At 55.4% G+C, this 16775-nt stretch carries 16 protein-coding genes and 3 pseudogenes; 6 read left to right on the top strand and 13 right to left on the bottom strand.

The genetic code is table 11. The features are described from left to right. Positions 1 to 225: 225 nt before the first annotated feature. Together GM154_RS22465 and GM154_RS22460 are read left to right on the top strand one after the other, a co-directional pair. Positions 226 to 957 (top strand): N-acetyltransferase, encoded by a 732-nt coding sequence (locus GM154_RS22465; protein WP_074828548.1) that lies wholly within the window; start codon positions 226 to 228, stop codon positions 955 to 957. Between the two features lie 63 nt (positions 958 to 1020). Further along, positions 1021 to 2130: an alpha/beta hydrolase gene (locus GM154_RS22460; protein ID WP_185749713.1), complete on the top strand. Its 1110-nt coding sequence runs from the start codon at positions 1021 to 1023 to the stop codon at positions 2128 to 2130. Positions 2131 to 2177: 47 nt separating this feature from the next. On the opposite strand, the gene GM154_RS22455 is transcribed toward GM154_RS22460, so the two are convergent. The 13 genes and pseudogenes from GM154_RS22455 to GM154_RS22400 form a co-directional block, all read right to left on the bottom strand. Next, the gene (locus GM154_RS22455) at positions 2178 to 3236 is read right to left on the bottom strand and encodes a chemotaxis response regulator protein-glutamate methylesterase (RefSeq protein ID WP_219653421.1); all 1059 of its coding nucleotides are present in this window, start codon (positions 3234 to 3236) and stop codon (positions 2178 to 2180) included. A 16-nt stretch (positions 3237 to 3252) separates the two neighbouring features. Continuing rightward, on the bottom strand, positions 3253 to 3765 hold the full coding sequence (locus GM154_RS22450; RefSeq protein ID WP_219653420.1) for a chemotaxis protein CheD: 513 nt from the start codon (positions 3763 to 3765) through the stop codon (positions 3253 to 3255). Next, positions 3758 to 4564 carry a protein-glutamate O-methyltransferase CheR gene (locus GM154_RS22445; RefSeq protein ID WP_219653419.1) on the bottom strand — a complete coding sequence of 269 codons (807 nt, stop codon included), beginning with the start codon at positions 4562 to 4564 and terminating at the stop codon, positions 3758 to 3760. The genes GM154_RS22450 and GM154_RS22445 overlap by 8 nt, the downstream gene beginning before the upstream one ends. Positions 4565 to 4569: 5 nt before the next feature. Continuing rightward, entirely contained in the window at positions 4570 to 5088 is a 519-nt protein-coding gene (locus tag GM154_RS22440; RefSeq protein WP_219653418.1) for a chemotaxis protein CheW, read from the bottom strand. A gap of 5 nt (positions 5089 to 5093) precedes the next feature. Beyond that, entirely contained in the window at positions 5094 to 6746 is a 1653-nt protein-coding gene (locus GM154_RS22435; protein ID WP_219653417.1) for a methyl-accepting chemotaxis protein, read from the bottom strand. Between the two features lie 18 nt (positions 6747 to 6764). Continuing rightward, positions 6765 to 7316 (bottom strand): chemotaxis protein CheW, encoded by a 552-nt coding sequence (locus GM154_RS22430; RefSeq protein ID WP_219653416.1) that lies wholly within the window; start codon positions 7314 to 7316, stop codon positions 6765 to 6767. 3 nt (positions 7317 to 7319) lie between these two features. After that, positions 7320 to 8324: pseudogene (locus GM154_RS26085) on the bottom strand (methyl-accepting chemotaxis protein); the annotation flags it as partial. A gap of 189 nt (positions 8325 to 8513) precedes the next feature. Then, positions 8514 to 9455, bottom strand: a pseudogene (locus GM154_RS26080) (MCP four helix bundle domain-containing protein); the annotation flags it as partial. 36 nt (positions 9456 to 9491) lie between these two features. Further along, positions 9492 to 11675 (bottom strand): chemotaxis protein CheA, encoded by a 2184-nt coding sequence (locus tag GM154_RS22420; protein ID WP_219653414.1) that lies wholly within the window; start codon positions 11673 to 11675, stop codon positions 9492 to 9494. Positions 11676 to 11685: 10 nt separating this feature from the next. Further along, the gene (locus tag GM154_RS22415) at positions 11686 to 12003 is read right to left on the bottom strand and encodes a lipid asymmetry maintenance protein MlaB (RefSeq protein ID WP_219653413.1); all 318 of its coding nucleotides are present in this window, start codon (positions 12001 to 12003) and stop codon (positions 11686 to 11688) included. Positions 12004 to 12021: 18 nt separating this feature from the next. Continuing rightward, the gene (locus tag GM154_RS22410; RefSeq protein WP_125888892.1) at positions 12022 to 12396 is read right to left on the bottom strand and encodes a response regulator; all 375 of its coding nucleotides are present in this window, start codon (positions 12394 to 12396) and stop codon (positions 12022 to 12024) included. A 24-nt stretch (positions 12397 to 12420) separates the two neighbouring features. Then, positions 12421 to 13218, bottom strand: coding sequence for a methyl-accepting chemotaxis protein (locus GM154_RS22405; RefSeq protein WP_374940341.1), 798 nt, complete (start codon positions 13216 to 13218; stop codon positions 12421 to 12423). A 588-nt stretch (positions 13219 to 13806) separates the two neighbouring features. After that, positions 13807 to 14212, bottom strand: a pseudogene (locus GM154_RS22400) (low affinity iron permease family protein). A 164-nt stretch (positions 14213 to 14376) separates the two neighbouring features. On the opposite strand from GM154_RS22400, the gene GM154_RS22395 reads away from it, so the two are divergent. The 4 genes from GM154_RS22395 to GM154_RS22380 all read left to right on the top strand — a co-directional run bounded on the left by GM154_RS22395 (position 14377) and on the right by GM154_RS22380 (position 16613). After that, positions 14377 to 14898, top strand: coding sequence for a hypothetical protein (locus GM154_RS22395; RefSeq protein WP_125888891.1), 522 nt, complete (start codon positions 14377 to 14379; stop codon positions 14896 to 14898). A 9-nt stretch (positions 14899 to 14907) separates the two neighbouring features. After that, on the top strand, positions 14908 to 15354 hold the full coding sequence (locus tag GM154_RS22390; protein ID WP_219653412.1) for a DUF421 domain-containing protein: 447 nt from the start codon (positions 14908 to 14910) through the stop codon (positions 15352 to 15354). A 140-nt stretch (positions 15355 to 15494) separates the two neighbouring features. Further along, positions 15495 to 15926 carry a DUF3597 domain-containing protein gene (locus tag GM154_RS22385; RefSeq protein ID WP_010798861.1) on the top strand — a complete coding sequence of 144 codons (432 nt, stop codon included), beginning with the start codon at positions 15495 to 15497 and terminating at the stop codon, positions 15924 to 15926. Between the two features lie 309 nt (positions 15927 to 16235). Continuing rightward, positions 16236 to 16613, top strand: a complete 378-nt coding sequence (locus tag GM154_RS22380) for a VOC family protein (RefSeq protein WP_219653411.1) — start codon at positions 16236 to 16238, stop codon at positions 16611 to 16613. Positions 16614 to 16775: the final 162 nt, after the last annotated feature.

Here is a 16775-nt window from a genome sequence, read left to right as displayed (position 1 = left end):
TCGGTAATAACCTCGTAAAATTAAGGGACTTGAACAGCGAAACGGCAGTACCGGGCACTGTTGTCGACCAGTGGTCGTACCACGTCAATTACAAGGCGGTTGGAGAAGCTTGAGCAAATCTTGTACCGAGCTGATATCGATGTAGAGGAAATCCGACCAGCTGCATCGCACTTGAATTATCGTCTTGTGTGAGCTCATGCTTAAGGAACAGCACAGGAGCGATTCATGACTGATATCTTTACGTTGGAAGCCTGTGCCTTTAATGCCTGGCCTGCACAAAAGACGGTCTTTCACGAGGGGTGGGTGCTGCGTCTGGCAGGCGGCTATACCAAGCGCGCTAATTCGGCCAATGCCTGGCAGCCAACGGCCTCGTTCGATAGCGTACGCTCCTATATCGAGTCGCTGTACCGCCGGCAGGGTTTGCCTGTCATCTTTCGATTGACGCCTCTGGCAGGTGATGCGCCGGGCAGGCAGCTCGAAGCGGCGGGTTATGAGCGGGTCGACCCTACCGAGGTGATGACGCTGGGCTTAGGTAATCTAAAAGAGAGCCAGGGTACGGTCACGCTTGAATCGTTGCGTACACAGGCCTGGGGTAACGGCTTTGCCTTGCTCAGCGGCCTGGATGCGCCCCGTCGCCAACACCATGATACCTTGCTGGACGCTATCGTCTGGCCTGTGGCCTACGCGACGGTTTACAGAGAAGGGCAGCCTGTTGGCTATGGCTTGGCAGTGGCGGAAGGTGACTGGGTGGGCCTGTTTGATCTGGTGGTAGCGCCAGCCTGGCGTGGGCGTGGTCTCGGGCGTCAGTTGGTTAGCGCACTGTTAGCGTGGGGAAAGCGCCAAGGTGCCCGACAGGCATACCTGCAGGTAACAGACTCAAACACCTCTGCAATAGGCCTTTACCACTCGCTCGGCTTTGAGCGTCGCTATGGCTACCACTACCGTGTTTTGATGTGAAATGGCAACGTTCCTGAACCTGTGTGGTCGTTTTTAACATGACATCACACAACAGGAAACCCTATGCGTTTACAACCTTCCCGACTTAAGAACGGCATTCTTCTCATGGCTGCGGTGGGCATGGGCGTGTCGCTGGCGGCCTGCAGCAACCGGTCGCCGGAAAAGAGGCCCTTGTCCGAACTGGCGATAAGCGGGGCTAAAAGCTCGGTACGTAATGATGCGGACATGCAAAAAGTACTGAATCAGTACGCCCGCTTCGATCCGAAAGCCATCGAGAAGATCACTCCGACTGAGGCGCGTCAGCAGCCAACCATTGCAGACGCGGTAAAGGCGGTGCTTGAAAAGGAAGGGCGCGACAGTGCGCCTGAAGCACTGGTCCCCGGGGTCAAAAGCGTGGATACCAGCGTATCTGGCGCCGCAGGTACGTTACCGGCTCGCGTGTATACTCCTGAAGGCAAGGGGCCTTTTCCAGTCATCCTGTACTTCCACGGTGGCGGCTGGGTGTATGCGGATCGCAATGTTTATGATGCAGGTGCACGTGGGCTCGCGAAGCAGGCCAATGCTATCGTGGTTTCGGTCGACTACCGTCTTGCGCCCGAGCATAAATTCCCGGCTGCCCATGATGATGCCATCGCAGCCTACCGTTGGGTGATCCAGAATGCCGGCTCGCTGGGTGGTGATCCTAAGCGCCTGGCACTGGCTGGCGAAAGCGCCGGTGGTAATTTGGCTGTTGCAACGGCCATTGCCGCAAAGAAGGCCGGCCTGACGGCGCCCAAGCATATTCTATCGGTTTACCCGGTGGCCCAGACCAACACCCACACCGAATCCTATGACAAGTACGCCGATGCGATGCCACTCAATCGACCCATGATGCTGTGGTTTGTGGCCCAGGCTACGAAGTCTCCGGTCGACCTGAACGACCCACGTATCGACTTGGTCCATGCCGACCTGAAAGGCTTGCCGCCAGTCACAATTATCAATGCCGAGGTGGACCCTTTGCGCGATGACGGTGCTCAGTTAGAGACTGCCCTGCGCAATGCGGACGTAGCGGTAGATCGTCAGTTATATTCAGGGGTTACGCACGAGTTCTTTGGTACGGCAGCGGTCGTTGAGAAGGCCAGACAGGCTCAGCAGTATGCAGGCGAGCAGTTGAAGGCGGACCTTACGCGTTAATTGAAATCCTACGGACAGGCGCCATGCTGCGATTGTCCGTAGAATGCCTAGCGGGCCATGTTCAAAATAGCTGCCGGAATCTGGTCCAGAGGCAGTTCACGCTCCACGGCCCCCAACTTGAAAGCCTCCTTGGGCATTCCATAAACCACACAGCTCTGCTCATCCTGGCCTAATGTCTTGGCGCCTGCTTCACGCATTTCCCTAAGACCTCGTGCCCCGTCGTCTCCCATACCGGTCATGATGATACCTAGGGCATTCTTGCCGGCGCAGCGCGCCGTTGAACGGAACAGGACATCAACAGAAGGGCGGTGACGGCTTACTGGCGGCCCGTCAACGATCTCTACCTGATACTGCGCGCCATTGCGCTTGAGCAGCATGTGCCGTCCGCCGGGTGCGATCAAGGCGCGACCGGGAATGACGCGATCACCATGCTGGGCCTCGCGTACTTCGATCTGACAGAGTCCGTTCAGGCGCTCGGCGAAGGCGGCCGTAAAGCGCTCGGGCATATGCTGAACGATGACGATGCCTGGACACACCCGTGGCAGGGCGGTCAGAACCACTTCCAGCGCCTGCGTACCGCCAGTAGAGGTGCCAATGCTGACCACTGTATCGGTCGTGCGGGTCATCGCCTGGCCCGGCGGCAGGATGACATCTGCGCTGAGTTTCGGCGGCGGGCTGGCCGGTGGCGCGGACGTTGCGATACGGCGAACGTTGGCGCGGGCCGCTGCCTTGACCGCGGAAATCAACTCCTGGCTACTTTCTACCAGAAACTGTCGGAGCCCAGCCTGTGGCTTGGTGACAAAGCTGACCGCGCCGGATGAGAGAGCCTGCATGGTGGTCGCGGCACCTTTTTCCGTCAGCGTCGAGCAGATCACAACCGGAGTAGGGCGCTCGGCCATGATCTTCTTGAGAAAGGTAATGCCGTCCATGCGGGGCATTTCCACATCAAGGACGATGACATCCGGCCATTGCTTATTCATCTTGTCCATGGCGAAAAGCGGATCAGCCGCCACGCCAATCACTTCGATGGCACTGTCGGCAGACAGCGTCGTGGAAAGCACCTGACGCACCACGGCGGAGTCGTCGACGATCAACACTTTGATCATGGGTAATAGGTTCTCTTCAACGCGACGAGAGCTTTACTGGAGGTAATTGCTCCAGGCTGATTTCACCATTCCAGATGGAAAAGCTTAGACGGCGATGGCCTACGCCTTCTACGTGGCTTGCGCTATACACGAGACCGTAGGCTTGTACCAGCTGTTTTGCCGCTTTGACATTTTGCAATCCGATATGGTCTTTCTCGTTTCGGGCGATGCCTGGAAACATGTTGCCGCCTCCAAAGATGCGCAACGTAAACTCGGTTGGGGCGGCGCCGGTCGCTTCGATATATTGCAGCAGCAGGGCTAATGCCTCGTCCCCATAATGTCCGTCAAGCCCAGGCGATGACGTCGCCGCACCTTTCTTGCTGCGGGTAGGCAATAGGTAATGACACATACCGCCTAGCAGGCGCTGAGGGTGCCAGAAGACCAGCGCCACACAGGAGCCCAGCAAGGTGCGTATGCGGGTATCCGAACCGCCGAAATGCAGATCGCCCGGCTTGAGATACACATCCCGGATAACACGAGATTCAGCCATGGGGTTTCTGATAGATCGAAGGCTTGACCATTTTGAGTGCCTCGGTAATGCCGTTAAGGCTTTCAGAATGGCTAACCAGAAAATAGCCGCCTGGCCGCAGGTGATGCAGCAAGCGCTGAACTACCTGGCGTTTGGTGTCATTGTCAAAGTAGATCATGACGTTTCTCAGAAAGATCACATCGAACTCTCCAACATCAGGCAGACGGGTATTCAGGTTGATCTGCTGAAAGGTGATACGCGCCGCCAAGGCAGGATCCACGATAAAGGTTCCCGCATTTTGTCCAATGCCCTTGAAGCAATGTTTATGCAACAGCGGCTTGGGAATTCCCTCGGCATCCTCCAGTGGATATTGCCCCTGCCTTGCTTTTTCCAGTACCCGGGTGCTGATGTCGGAAGCAAAGATCTCCCAAGGGCGCATTCCGAGCACGTCCGCCAAGACCAGTGCAAGCGTGTAGGGCTCTTCACCGGTGGAGCAGGCACCACTCCAGATCCGCAGCGGCGACCGATCCCGACAGGCTGGCAGGATGACGGTACGAAGAAACTCGAAATGCTTGGGCTCGCGGAAAAAATAGGTTTCGTTGGTCGTCAGCAGATCGACCGCCGTCTGAAATTCATGGCGGTCATTCATTAGGGTATCGAAATAAGCGCTGTAGCTCGTCAGCCCTCGCTGGCGTATCCGTTTGGCGAGCCGGCCACTGACCAGCGGTTTCTTGGCATCGGACATGCTGATGCCAGCGGCCTCGTAGATCATGCCACGAAACTTTTTGAACTCGTTATCTGACAGGGCTAGCGTATCCATAGTGATTACAGCGTCCGGTTCAGCCCCTGGGCTGCAAGGTGGTCGAAGTCTGCGGTATCGAGTACCTGCTCGATGTTCAACAGGATCACAAAACCCTGCGCGCGCTTGGCCATACCGGTCATGAAGTCGGTGCGGATATTCGTACCGAATCGAGGGGCCGGCTCAATATCATTTTTGGCAATCTCAAGCACTTCATTAACCGCATCCACAATGATGCCAAATACCTGCCGCTGACCATCGATAGCCAACTCCAGCATCACGATGCAGCTACGGCGGTTGGCTTCGGTTGGCACACCTGCAAAACGAACACCCAGGTCAAAGACCGGCACGGCAGCGCCACGTAGATTAATGACCCCGCGAATGCTGGGAGGCAGCATCGGCATATTCGTAATCGGCCCGTATTCGATGATTTCCCGGACACAGGTCGTGCTCACCGCGTACATCTCGCCGTTAAGCGAAAAGGTGAGGTATTGCCGCGGCTGCTCAATTGCCGCGGAGGTAACTTTAGCCTGATGAATACCCATGGCGGTTAGTCCTTGAAGCGAACGAAGCCTGCCGGAACACCTGCTGCCTGGCCCATGGTCGGCGCGAAGTCACGGATAGGCGCTGAAGCCTTGCGGGCAACAGCTACTGGTAGCTGACTGCGAGGCGTTTCCATTGGCATAGCCACAGACATGGCCGATACCGTGAAAAATTCCATCAGTTGCTGCAACTGCTCAGCCTGACCGCTCATTTCCTCGGAAGTGGCGGCAAGTTCTTCCGAAGCCGAGGCGTTTTGCTGGGTAATCTGGCTAAGCTGACTCATGGCGGTGTTGATCTGGCCCACACCGGCGCTCTGCTCTTCCGAGGCAGCGGCAATCTCTTGCACCAGATCGGACGTCTTGCCAATGGAGGGCACGATTTCATCCAGCAGCGTACCGGCGCGTTCGGCCAGCGCCACGCTGGTCTTGGCCACTTCGCCAATTTCCTGGGCCGCGACCTGACTACGTTCGGCCAGCTTGCGTACTTCAGCGGCTACCACGGCAAATCCCTTGCCATGCTCACCGGCACGGGCGGCTTCGATAGCGGCGTTCAAAGCCAACAGGTTGGTCTGGTAAGCGATGTCATCCACGATGCCGATCTTCTCAGCGATCGTTTTCATCGCGGCGACAGTATCCTTTACAGCCTTACCACCCTCGGCGGCCTCTTGGGCGGCCTTGCTGGCCATGCCGTCGGTAACCTTGGCATTTTCGGTGTTCTGGGCAATGGACGCCGACATCTGCTCCATGGACGCACTGGTTTCTTCGACGGATGCGGCCTGTTCGGATGAGGACTGACTCATGCTCTGAGCCGTGGCTGATACCTGCTCGGATGCACTGGAGAGCGCATCGGCCGAGCCACGTACTTCGCTAATGATATAAGCCAATTTGTCGGACATCGTCTTGATGGCAGCCAGCATGCTGGTGGTATCGCCAGCCTTGATTGCCACGTCAGCACTGAGATCACCTGCTGCAATGCGGCCAACCACTTCAGCGGCATAGGCAGGCTCGCCGCCCAACTGATTGAGTAGGCTGCGGGCAATAATGAAGCCCAGCAACAAGGCGATGATTACCGCAGCAACACCAATGCCAAGCATCAGCAGGCGGGCCTTTTCATAGGCCTGGGTCGCCGCTGTACCCGCCGCTACCATTTCCTCACCCATGTAGGTATTCAAGGCTTTCAAGGCCTCGACATAGGCATTATTGGTAGGAGCAAAATCATCCAGCAGATAACGGGTTGCCTGGTCGCGGTCTTGGTCGACCAGCTTGAAGAGCGGCTCGTATTTGGCCTGCAAGGCCGCACGCTTAACGCTCAGTTCCTTGAACAGCTCCTTGCCACGCGCGCTATGGATGCTCTGCTCGAGCTGCGTCATGGTTTCTGCGTTACTGGCGCGGTTCTTCGCAACCTGATCTTCATAATCCTGGATTTTGGCCGGATCGGTAACCAGCAGCATGTTGCGCAAGATACGGCCGGTGTCCAACGCGATACTGATCATCTCGTTGGACATCACAGTTTTAGGGTAGCGGTCCTGGGACATGTTATCCGAGGATTGTTTCATCGAGGCCATATTGACGATGCCTACAATGATGACCAATGCAAGCAGGGCGACAACAGTGCCAAAGCCCAGGCCCAACTTGGTGGTAACGCGCATGTTTCTAAACATGGCTAAAGCTCCGGAAAATTATAACGAGCGCTGCGGGAGGGCCGCACGCGCGTTACCGACAGACGTTTGATAGCTGACAAGCCCTGCGATTTCAGTGAGCGACAGCACCTGGTCAACGTTCAACAACACTACAAAGGCTTCTTCGATCTTGACGATGCCCTGAATGAAATCAGTGCGAATACGGCTGCCGAAGGCCGGAGCAGGGCGTACCTGCTCCAGGGAAATCTCGAGCACCTCGCTGACAGCATCCACTACCACGCCAACAACCTGAGGCTGGTCTTCATCCATGACCTCCAAGATGACGACACAGGTGCGAGGTGTTACCGGTGTACGGGCTCCGCCGAAGCGCGCCTCCAGATCAATGACCGGGACAACGGCCCCCCGCAGGTTGATTACCCCACAGATGAATGCCGGCATCAGCGGTACGACCGTCAGCTGGCCGTACTCGATGATTTCCCGCACCCGCAACGTATTCACGGCAAAGGTCTCGCCCTTGACCACGAAGGTCAGATGCTGGCGCTCGGAGTCGCCCGGTTCACTTTCCAGAAATGCAGTCAGATCAGTGCTCATGCTTTATTCCTCGAACCGGACAAAACCATCCGGTGACGAACCCGTACGCAGCGGGCGTTGCACAATGCGGCGCTCTCCACCCTGCACCGGCCGGTTGAAACTGGCCGTGCCATGGTCCATGGCACGGTGCAGTTCACCCACCGCACGGTTGGCAGAGAAGAAGCTCATCATCTGTTGTAGCTTTTCGGCCTGGCTGCTCATTTCTTCAGCCGTGGCCGCCAATTCTTCCGAAGCCGATGCGTTTTGCTGAGTGATCTGGTTGAGCTGGCCCATTGCCGAGTTGATCTGGCCTACGCCGGCGCTCTGTTCTTCCGACGCGGCTGCAATTTCCTGTACCAGATCAGAGGTCTTGGTAATCGACGGGACGATCTCATCCAGCAGACTGCCGGCACGCTCAGCCAAGGCTACGCTACCCTTGGCAACATTGCCGATTTCCTGGGCGGCAACCTGACTACGCTCGGCCAACTTGCGCACTTCAGCGGCTACCACAGCGAATCCCTTGCCATGCTCACCAGCACGGGCGGCTTCGATAGCGGCGTTCAGAGCCAGCAGGTTGGTTTGATAGGCGATGTCATCCACGATACCGATTTTCTCGGCAATGCTCTTCATGGCGGTGGTGGTTTCACGTACTGCCTGGCCACCTTCGACGGCTTCCTTGGCGGCCTTGCTGGCCATGCCGTCCGTCATACGAGCGTTATCAGTATTCTGGCTGATGGACGCTGACATCTGCTCCATGGAAGCGCTGGTCTCCTCGACAGAGGCGGCCTGCTCGGATGACGACTGACTCATACTCTGGGCGGTAGCGGAAATCTCTTCCGATGCACTGGCAAGCGCATTGGCGGCATCGCGCACATCCGTGATGATCTGGCCCAACTTATGGATCGTAGTATTAACCGACTGCTTGAGCTCCAGCAGCTGGCCTTGATAATCGCCTTCGATCGTGCGGTTCAGGTCGCCATTGGACAGCGCGGCCATTACGCTCATCGCTTCGTTTACCGGAGCTACGATGGCGTCCAGCGTGCCGTTGAAGCCCTCAATGATGCGACGGAAATCACCCTGATGCTGGGTTGCGTCGGCACGGTTCTGTAGCTGACCGGCGATGGCCGAACGGCTCAGGCTGTTTACGTCTGTGGTCAATGCCTTGATATTGGCACGAACCTGCTCGATGTTGTCATTGATGACTGCTTTCTTGCCTGGCAAACGTGCCAGCGGGGCATCCAGATCACCTTCACCAAAACGCTTTACACAGGCCATGGCGCTGTGCGAATCGCTCAAGTGGCCTTTGACCATGTCGTTGACGCCCTGAGCCATGGAGCGGAAGCTGCCCTGGAACGATTCAACTGGGATAAAGGCATCCGTTTCGCCCTTGTCATGTTCGGAGGACATGCGGCTCATCTCGCCCAGCAGGTTGCGCAGTGTACCAACCATCCGATGCATGGCTGCCATCAGGCTGGTGGTATCGTTCGCGCTTACCTTCAAGTCATCAGGCAGGTCGCCGGCTGCCACGCGATTGGCTACAGCAATGACCTGTTGCAGACTGCGAATGATAAAGAAGCCAAGCAGACCGATGATAATGAGTGTTGCCAGCGCAATGGCGATAGCCGTTAAAGTGGCGCTGTCCTTGATCGCCTGTGCCCGTTCCGCCCCTTCGCTACCGAGCTTTTGGTTGAGCTGGCGGTGGGCGCCCAGGGTATCGCTCACCTTGCTGAAAATAGCGCGGTTGGCCACCAGGGTGGCCTTGGCTTCGTCAATGCGGTTCTGGCGTGACAGGTCGAGCAGCTTGTTTTCAAAAGCGATCAGCGAGCCGATGATTTCGCGATCTGCGTCCAACATACGACGGTCTTCGTCACTGTCAATATTCTCTTCATAATGCTTGAGTGACTCCTCAATCTTGGCTTGCAATCCTGCAAGGTCCTGGTCGATCTTCGCTTTTTCGGCGGCATCATCGCTGAGCAGGTGCAGATACAGATTACGGATAGAACGGTTCACCGGATCGTTGATGGCCGTGATGGCCAACAGACTGGGAACTGTGTTGCTGTTTCCGAAATTGGCGGCCTTGAAGACCTGTCCGATCTGATATTGAGCAGTACCGGCCAGCAGAACGATGCCTAGCAACGCTGCAACTACCAGCAAAACCATCTTTTTCGTTTCGTTCATGACTGTAATCTCTTGGCATCAGGCCGTGATGGCCATTGCAGCGTTTGGAAGAGGTTGAGGCTGGCGCTCGGCGATCTCCTGCACCACACCGGAAATATTCAGGATCAGCGCCACGGCGCCACTGCCCAGGATGGTGAAGCCACCCAAGGCCCGGTTATTGTCAAAAATCTTGCCCAGCGGCTTGATGACGGTCTGGAACTCACCCATAAGCTGATCCACTACCAAGCCGACCCGCATACCCGCGTAGTTCACCACCACGACGTTCTGCCGACGGGGAGCGTCTTCCTCGATGGCAAACAGCTCTCGCAGTTTTACAAAGGGCAATGCATCGCCGCGCAGATCTATAAAGTGACTGTTTTGGGTCGCTGTTGTCGATTGCTCTTGCGTCAATTCGATGCATTCCTCAACCATGTCGAGCGGCACCACATAGGTGGCTTTGCCAACGCCGATCAGGAAGCCGTCGATAATGGCAAGAGTCAGTGGTAGACGAATCCGTGTAGTGGTCCCTACGCCTTCCACGCTATCCAGCTCGACGGTTCCACGCAGGGCCATGATGTTTTTCTTGACCACATCCATGCCGACACCGCGACCCGACAGGTTGCTGACCTGGTCTGCGGTAGAGAAACCTGGCTCGAAGATTAGGTTGAAGATCTCCTTGTCGGTCAGGCTCTGGTTGTCTCCGACAAGGCCGCGCTCGGTGGCCTTCCGTAGAATGCGATCACGATTCAGCCCGCCGCCGTCATCCGACACTTCAATGACAATGCTGCTGGATTCATGATAGGCGTTGAGCCGTACGGTGCCTTGCACCGGTTTACCACGCTCCAGACGAACCTGGGCTGGCTCGATGCCATGGTCCATAGAATTGCGAATAAGGTGAGTCAGCGGGTCGCCAATCTTCTCGACAACCGTCTTGTCCAGCTCGGTTTCACCGCCGGTAATCTCCAGCGCAATATCTTTGCCCAATTCCTTGGAGACATCCCGAACGACACGCTGGAAGCGATTAAACGTGGTCCCGATCTGAACCATGCGCAGGGTTAATGCGCAGTCGCGGACTTCTTCAACGAGGCGGGACAACACGCCTGTGGACTCGACCAGTTCTGCAGCGCCGCTTTGCTGGGCGACCAGCTGAGTGCCGGCTCCAGCAATGATCAGTTCGCCGATCAGGTTGATCAGCTGGTCCAGCTTGCCGGCATCGACCCGTATCAGGTTACTCTCGGCCGTGCGGTTGTCCTTGACCTGCTTCTGCTTTTGCAACGCCGCGGTTACAACCTGCGGCTGTACGGCCTGCTCGTTGATCAGGACCTGTCCAATGGGTTGAGGCGATACCTCCGTGCCTGACTGCTTGCGTAGGGCTTCGTCCAGCTCTATTTGCGTTAGGGCACCACAGCGCACCAGCATTTCACCCAGGCGCAAATCTTCCTCGGGCATATCGCTGATCAGCTGAATATAATCTGCTGTTTTGCTGTGCGGCGGGAAAATGCGAATCTGGCTGTCTTCTCGGACGAACTCGAACGCGCCCTCAATGGTTTCCTTGTCAGCATCGGTCGCAAAAGCAACTTCGAACCCCAGGTAGCAGGTCTCGGGATCCATTTCGGCGGTGGCAGGGATGTGCTCGGTCAGCGTCACGATGTGAACGATCTGCCCAAAGGTGTTGAGGTAGCGCATGAAGGCAAGCGGGTCCATGCCGTTACGCAGTACATCAGGGCCGAAGCGAAGCGACAGGTGCCAATGCTCGCCAGGTTTGTCACTGATTTCACGGGCTACAGGCGCAGGCGCTTCCACAATTGAGGCCGGCGCGGTAGTACCAGACAGATACTGGCTCAAGGTGTCGACCAGTGCAGCGCCCTGCTTGTGGAGAGCCGGTTCCAATTCATCCAGCGAGCCACCGGCTTCGACATGGGCCACCAGCGCATTGAGTTGATCGCATACCTGCAGGAACAGGGCGGCCAACGCATCGTTGAAGGCAAGCTCGCCACTGCGAATGCGATCCAGAACGCTTTCTGCCACATGAGTAAAACTAACGATACCGTCCAACCCGAACAGGCCTGCCGAACCCTTGATCGTATGGGCTGCCCGGAAAATTGCATTGATCAGGTCCGGGTCATGCGGGTTCTGCTCAATCTGAAGCAGGGCGTCCTCCATCTGCTGGAGAAGCTCCTGACTTTCGGCAATAAAAATTTTCAACACGTCATCGATATTCATAACGTGGCCTTCATGCCATCTGCGGCTGAATGAGGAGAGGGTCGCCGAAAAAGCTCACAAGCCCGCTCAGTTCCAGAAGTTCTATGACAGCCGGACTGTGGTTGCACAGGCTAAGCGTGCAATTGATCCGCGCCGCTTCATGCTTGGCGAGGATCAGAAGTTGCAAGCCAGCGGAGTCAAATTCGTCTACTGCTGCCAGATCGAATTCGACATGCGCATTGGCCTTGAGCGGCTCAAGTACCTTGGCCTTGCTTTCGGCGGCGGTGTAAATGGTCAACGGCCCCTCGAAAATTACAGGGCTTTGCCGTTCGGAAAAGGCTTCGGTCATGGGACGCTCCTAGAGCGATTACGGCATTATCAGTTTGGAAACAGCCGCCAGCATCTGAGCGGGCTGGAAAGGCTTGACCATCCAGGCTTTGGCGCCTGCGGCCTGACCGGCTGATTTCTTGTCGGCGCCTGACTCGGTGGTCAGCATGATGACCGGCGTGAACTTGTAGGCTGGCAGCTTCTTGGCTGCTGTAACAAACGCAATGCCGTCCATATTGGGCATGTTTACGTCGCTGATGATCAGGTGGATCTTGCGGCCGTCGAGCTTGCCCAGTGCGTCCTTGCCATCACAGCCCTCGATCACGTCGTAGCCGGCGCCCTTGAGTGTCATGCCGACGACTTGGCGGATCGAAATGGAGTCATCAACGATAAGAACGGTTTTTTTCGTGCTCATAATGGTCTCGAACAGAAGGGTGGCTTAAAAGAAAGTGATATCGGACGAAGCGGCTGACGTCGGCGTTTTGCCGTGATGAACAGCCAGTTGCTCCGCCGTGGTATACGTCCTGGCCAGCTCATCGAGCCAGGCTTTGGTATCGATCGGCTTTAACGCCGCGCCTTGCGCTGCCTGCGTACGCCGGTCAAGCAGGCGCTGCTCTAGCTTATTCAGGTCATTGCGGATATGGCTCAGCATCTGGCTGACGCGATCCTGGAATTGCAGCGCTACCAGGACGTCCGAGATTTCAGCGCCCACGGCTTCGCTTTGCTCGCGCAAGGTGTTGCTCTGCTGCACCAGATGACTGGCGTTGGCATTGAACTGGGTGATGACGTTTTCAATGACGCTTCCGGAGTTCGCCAGGGTTTCAGCATCCTGACGGGCGTACTGCTCGGACGCCTCCAGGGTGCGGCGAATGGCGGCATTAACGGTCTCCACCGTTTCGCTGATCTTCTGTCCGGTGTTGCCTGACAGAGTCGACAAGCTGCGAACTTCATCGGCGACTACCGCAAACCCACGTCCTGCCTCGCCTGCACGTGCAGCTTCGATAGCCGCGTTCAAGGCCAACAGGTTCGTCTGCTTGGCAACATCGGCAACATCCTTGGCCATGGCTTGAAGTTGGCCGGTGAAGTCGTGCAATTGAGTAATTTCACGCTGAAGCACTTCTTTGCTCGACAGGGCTTCACGCAGGCCGGTAATGATGCCGTTGAGTTCGTTCTGGCTGGAGGACAGGAGCGCAACAAGCGCCTGAGCACTGCCATCATGGGAACCTTCAACGGACATCTGGATACGGCCTGCCAGTTCGGCAAAGCGATGGGTCAGCTGGGTAACGGCTTCTTCCGTGTGGCTGCGTGCTGTTTCGATCTGCTGTGCCCACACCGGGAGCACTTCAATACAGATCCCATCTACAGCACCTTCTTGGGCCTTTTTGCCAGTCGTACCGCGTGCCTCACTTTGTGAGGCAGAAAGTGCTTTCAACATCTGCTGCTGGCGAGCCTGGCCCCAAGCGCCCAAAAGTCCGGTTACAACAAGTAGTGCAGCTGCCAGCACCCAGCTCAATAAGGAAACGTTTCCCGCCCAGACGATCCCGGCTCCGCCAGCTACGCCACACAGCGCAAGCGGTATCCAGACGGCACCTGTCATCGAGGAATGGTTGGAAGCTCCAGAAATGGAGTGATCGAGAGAAACATCAGAGGAAGGCATCAAGCACCACCATTAAGTCGATTGCGCAGAGAACCGCATTGGGTTGGTTATCGTTTTCTACGCTTGAAACTTGATGGCGCTTTTTAAATTTATTTATATGTCAATGATGTAGTGATGGTTTAGTGCCATTAATAAGGGTTAATTTTTATAATCGTGATTTATGTCACGTTAGTTTGAGGCCTGTTCAGTCTTTTCTTCGGCCTCCAGGTCCCGACTCTTGAGCGCACTGGCCTCTTTTCCTATTTCCTCATACTTCTTGCGCAGCGCTTTAAATTCATGGCGTCGAGACTTTCCAGGTAGAGCAGGCGATCCTGGGCGCCTTGGGTAATGCGCAAGAGTTCGTCGAGCTTGATGTGCAGGGCATCGTTGTCACGGTTCTGTGTGTTCTGAATCAGGAACACCATGAGAAACGTAATAATGGTCGTGGAAGTGTGATGATCAGCTGCCACGTATCGTTGTAATGAAAGATCGGGCCTGTAATAGCCCAGAGAATGATGCCTGCGACAGCCAGCTGAAACGTGCGGGCTTGGCCTGCCCAGTTTGAGAGTTTTGCCGAGAGTTCATTGAATGTCATGGTGCCCCTCAAGGTATTACCTGCAGACGTAATGCTTAAGGGCTTGGTTCCTGGCTGCTGTATGCGGTGTGCTGCAATAGGGGATGAGGCGAGGCACGGCGTGTGCGCGCAGAACTAATGAGTGTCCCGGCTTTCAACCGTAACAACAGGCCAGGGATGTAAATATGTCAATGCCAGACGATAAGAACGAGTTTTCCAGCCGCCAGTATCCGATCCAAGAAGACCTTTGCGTACAGAAACGGATCTGGATGATCGAGCGTATAGGCTGGTACGTGCTGTGCGCCATTGTCATCCTGACGTTGCTTGGTCTGTTCTCCAAGGGTCCACTAAGTCATACCGAAATCCAGAGTCCTGATGGCGAACTGATCATTGTCTACGAGCGCTTTGCACGTAATGGTGCATCCATCCCGATTACCATCAGGGCCAAGGCTGGGGCAGATGGAAAAGCGACCATCCTGCTCGACGGCAGTCTGCTGGACTCATTCAGTGTCGACAGCCTGCAACCCGAGCCAGTCGAATCCCGCAGCTACGGTTCAGGGATGCGCCTTACCTACCTGGCTGATGATCGAGGCTGGGTCCAGACGCACCTGAGTCTTCGGGCACAGGGGGTTGGTCTGTCTCGCAGTGTCGTTTCAACGCTGACTTCAGGGCCCGCCCTGCAACTGACGCAATTCATTTATCCGTAAGGAGCAATCATGGACGCGGTATTACGCGCTGCGGCGGTTTATCTGGTGGTCTTTGTTATCTTCAAGATTGCCGGGCGGCGTACCCTGGCTGAAATCACAACGTTTGATTTTGTGCTACTTCTGATTATTGGCGAGGCGACCCAACAGGCGTTGCTGGGCGATGATTTTTCCGTAACCAACGCAGCGCTCATCATCGTGACCCTGGTAGTCATCGATATCGGGTTATCGCTGGTCAAGGAGCGGTCGCCCAAGCTTGCGCGGTTCATAGACGGGATGCCCATGATCATCGTAGAGAATGGACAGGTGCTTAAGGCGAGACTGAACAAGGTACGTCTGGCCGAGGAGGACATCCTGGAGGCGGCCCGTACCACGCATGGGCTTGAGCGAATTGATCAGATCAAATATGCGATTCTGGAAAAAAATGGTGCCATCTCCATTATTCCGAAGGAGAACTAACACCAACTGGAATGAAGATGTTGGGTCTGGTCTCAAACTAATGGCATTTATTTCAAACTAATTCCATGACACAGCGGTCGGAAGATAGGCAAGCCCTGCACAAGCAGGTCACCGTCTCGATTGATAGATGAGGAGTTTATATGAGCCTATTTGGCAATATCCTGTCCAAGCTTGGTATTGGTAAAGAAGCACACGCTGCCGAACCTACCGCGCAGCAGCCGGGCAGCACTGATGCAGCGGCAGGTACGCCCGCTGGCACGTCATCCTCGTCCACGGATACAGCTACCGGAGCCGCACCACAGGCCATCAGTCAGGTGGATGTGGCTGCCAAGCTCGACGGGCTGGCGGCCAACCATGCCGAAAAGCTCAACTGGAAAACGTCCATCGTCGATCTGCTCAAGCTGCTTGACCTGGACAGCAGCCTGTCTGCTCGTCAGGAGCTCGCCAAAGAACTGAACTGCCCAGCAGACAAACTGCAGGACTCCGCGCAGATGAACATGTGGCTGCACAAAGCTGTACTGCAAAAGCTGGCTGAGAACGGCGGCAACGTACCCGCAGATCTGCTGGACTAAGCATCACTAGCGAAGCCTTACTGATGAGCGCAGGCAGGTAATATCTTGGATAAATAGGCCAAGGAATATCTAGCCTGCGCTCGTGAGAAATAACATTGAAACTGACCGATAGCTGCTATAAAAAAATATGTAGCCGTTGAGTTATATCCCAATGTCTACTATGAAGTTGCTTTCGACTGCTTCTAACTACTCGTAGTTAGAGTCGGCTTTTAAAGGAGGTTGGCTTTTTAATTTTTGGTTTTCGAAGTGGTAGTTGCCGAAGCGGTATATGCTCGACTCCATTCATAAATCAAAAAGCAGGCTACAAGCATGTACCCAAAGCTGAATCGCATCATGCTGTACGTCAGAGACGTTCAGGTTACTTGCACCTTTTATGAGCGCTATTTCGGTTTCGCTAGTAAGATTGACGTTGATGATCTTATCGCTGAACTAATACCAAAAGATAAAAACGGCGGTGCCATTATTATGGTTCATCCTGCCGGGAAGGGCATAAAAGTAGGACAAGCTGCCGTCAAACTCGTTTTTGATGTTAAGGATGTAGATAGCTTCAAAGAGCAGTGCATGACCCAGGGGTTAAGGTTTGGCATTACTCATCATGCTGACGGTTATTCTTTTGCGAATGCTAAAGACCCAGACGGCAACTCAATATCTATATCCAGCAGGGCGTTCGCTGTGCTCAGTAGATAAGACAGTTGAGGTCAATCCATAAGCTCTACCTCTTACCTTAACTGATATGCCTGTATGGTATGCGGTAGTCGCTGGGTTATATCTGGAAGACAACAGCATTTTAAATGCAAATTATTGGCTGGAAGTGATAATTCGAAAATTTAATCAACGCTGCCTTTTTAA

This window comes from Pseudomonas sp. MAG002Y (assembly GCF_019400845.1).
GTDB lineage: Bacteria > Pseudomonadota > Gammaproteobacteria > Pseudomonadales > Pseudomonadaceae > Chryseomonas > Chryseomonas luteola.
Note: the sequence above shows the minus strand (reverse complement) of the source record. Positions and strands in the feature narration are given on the sequence as shown.

What these genes read in the sequence shown, in the direction of transcription:
- GM154_RS22380 (WP_219653411.1), top strand. Translation starts at nt 16,236, where the DNA reads ATGTACCCAAAGCTGAATCGCATCATGCTGTACGTCAGAGACGTTCAG.
- GM154_RS22445 (WP_219653419.1), bottom strand. Translation starts at nt 4,564, where the DNA reads ATGGATACGCTAGCCCTGTCAGATAACGAGTTCAAAAAGTTTCGTGGC.
- GM154_RS22465 (WP_074828548.1), top strand. Translation starts at nt 226, where the DNA reads ATGACTGATATCTTTACGTTGGAAGCCTGTGCCTTTAATGCCTGGCCT.
- GM154_RS22440 (WP_219653418.1), bottom strand. Translation starts at nt 5,088, where the DNA reads ATGGGTATTCATCAGGCTAAAGTTACCTCCGCGGCAATTGAGCAGCCG.
- GM154_RS22450 (WP_219653420.1), bottom strand. Translation starts at nt 3,765, where the DNA reads ATGGCTGAATCTCGTGTTATCCGGGATGTGTATCTCAAGCCGGGCGAT.
- GM154_RS22415 (WP_219653413.1), bottom strand. Translation starts at nt 12,003, where the DNA reads ATGACCGAAGCCTTTTCCGAACGGCAAAGCCCTGTAATTTTCGAGGGG.
- GM154_RS22435 (WP_219653417.1), bottom strand. Translation starts at nt 6,746, where the DNA reads ATGTTTAGAAACATGCGCGTTACCACCAAGTTGGGCCTGGGCTTTGGC.
- GM154_RS22420 (WP_219653414.1), bottom strand. Translation starts at nt 11,675, where the DNA reads ATGAATATCGATGACGTGTTGAAAATTTTTATTGCCGAAAGTCAGGAG.
- GM154_RS22430 (WP_219653416.1), bottom strand. Translation starts at nt 7,316, where the DNA reads ATGAGCACTGATCTGACTGCATTTCTGGAAAGTGAACCGGGCGACTCC.
- GM154_RS22455 (WP_219653421.1), bottom strand. Translation starts at nt 3,236, where the DNA reads ATGATCAAAGTGTTGATCGTCGACGACTCCGCCGTGGTGCGTCAGGTG.
- GM154_RS22460 (WP_185749713.1), top strand. Translation starts at nt 1,021, where the DNA reads ATGCGTTTACAACCTTCCCGACTTAAGAACGGCATTCTTCTCATGGCT.
- GM154_RS22385 (WP_010798861.1), top strand. Translation starts at nt 15,495, where the DNA reads ATGAGCCTATTTGGCAATATCCTGTCCAAGCTTGGTATTGGTAAAGAA.
- GM154_RS22410 (WP_125888892.1), bottom strand. Translation starts at nt 12,396, where the DNA reads ATGAGCACGAAAAAAACCGTTCTTATCGTTGATGACTCCATTTCGATC.
- GM154_RS22395 (WP_125888891.1), top strand. Translation starts at nt 14,377, where the DNA reads ATGTCAATGCCAGACGATAAGAACGAGTTTTCCAGCCGCCAGTATCCG.
- GM154_RS22390 (WP_219653412.1), top strand. Translation starts at nt 14,908, where the DNA reads ATGGACGCGGTATTACGCGCTGCGGCGGTTTATCTGGTGGTCTTTGTT.
- GM154_RS22405 (WP_374940341.1), bottom strand. Translation starts at nt 13,218, where the DNA reads ATGTCCGTTGAAGGTTCCCATGATGGCAGTGCTCAGGCGCTTGTTGCG.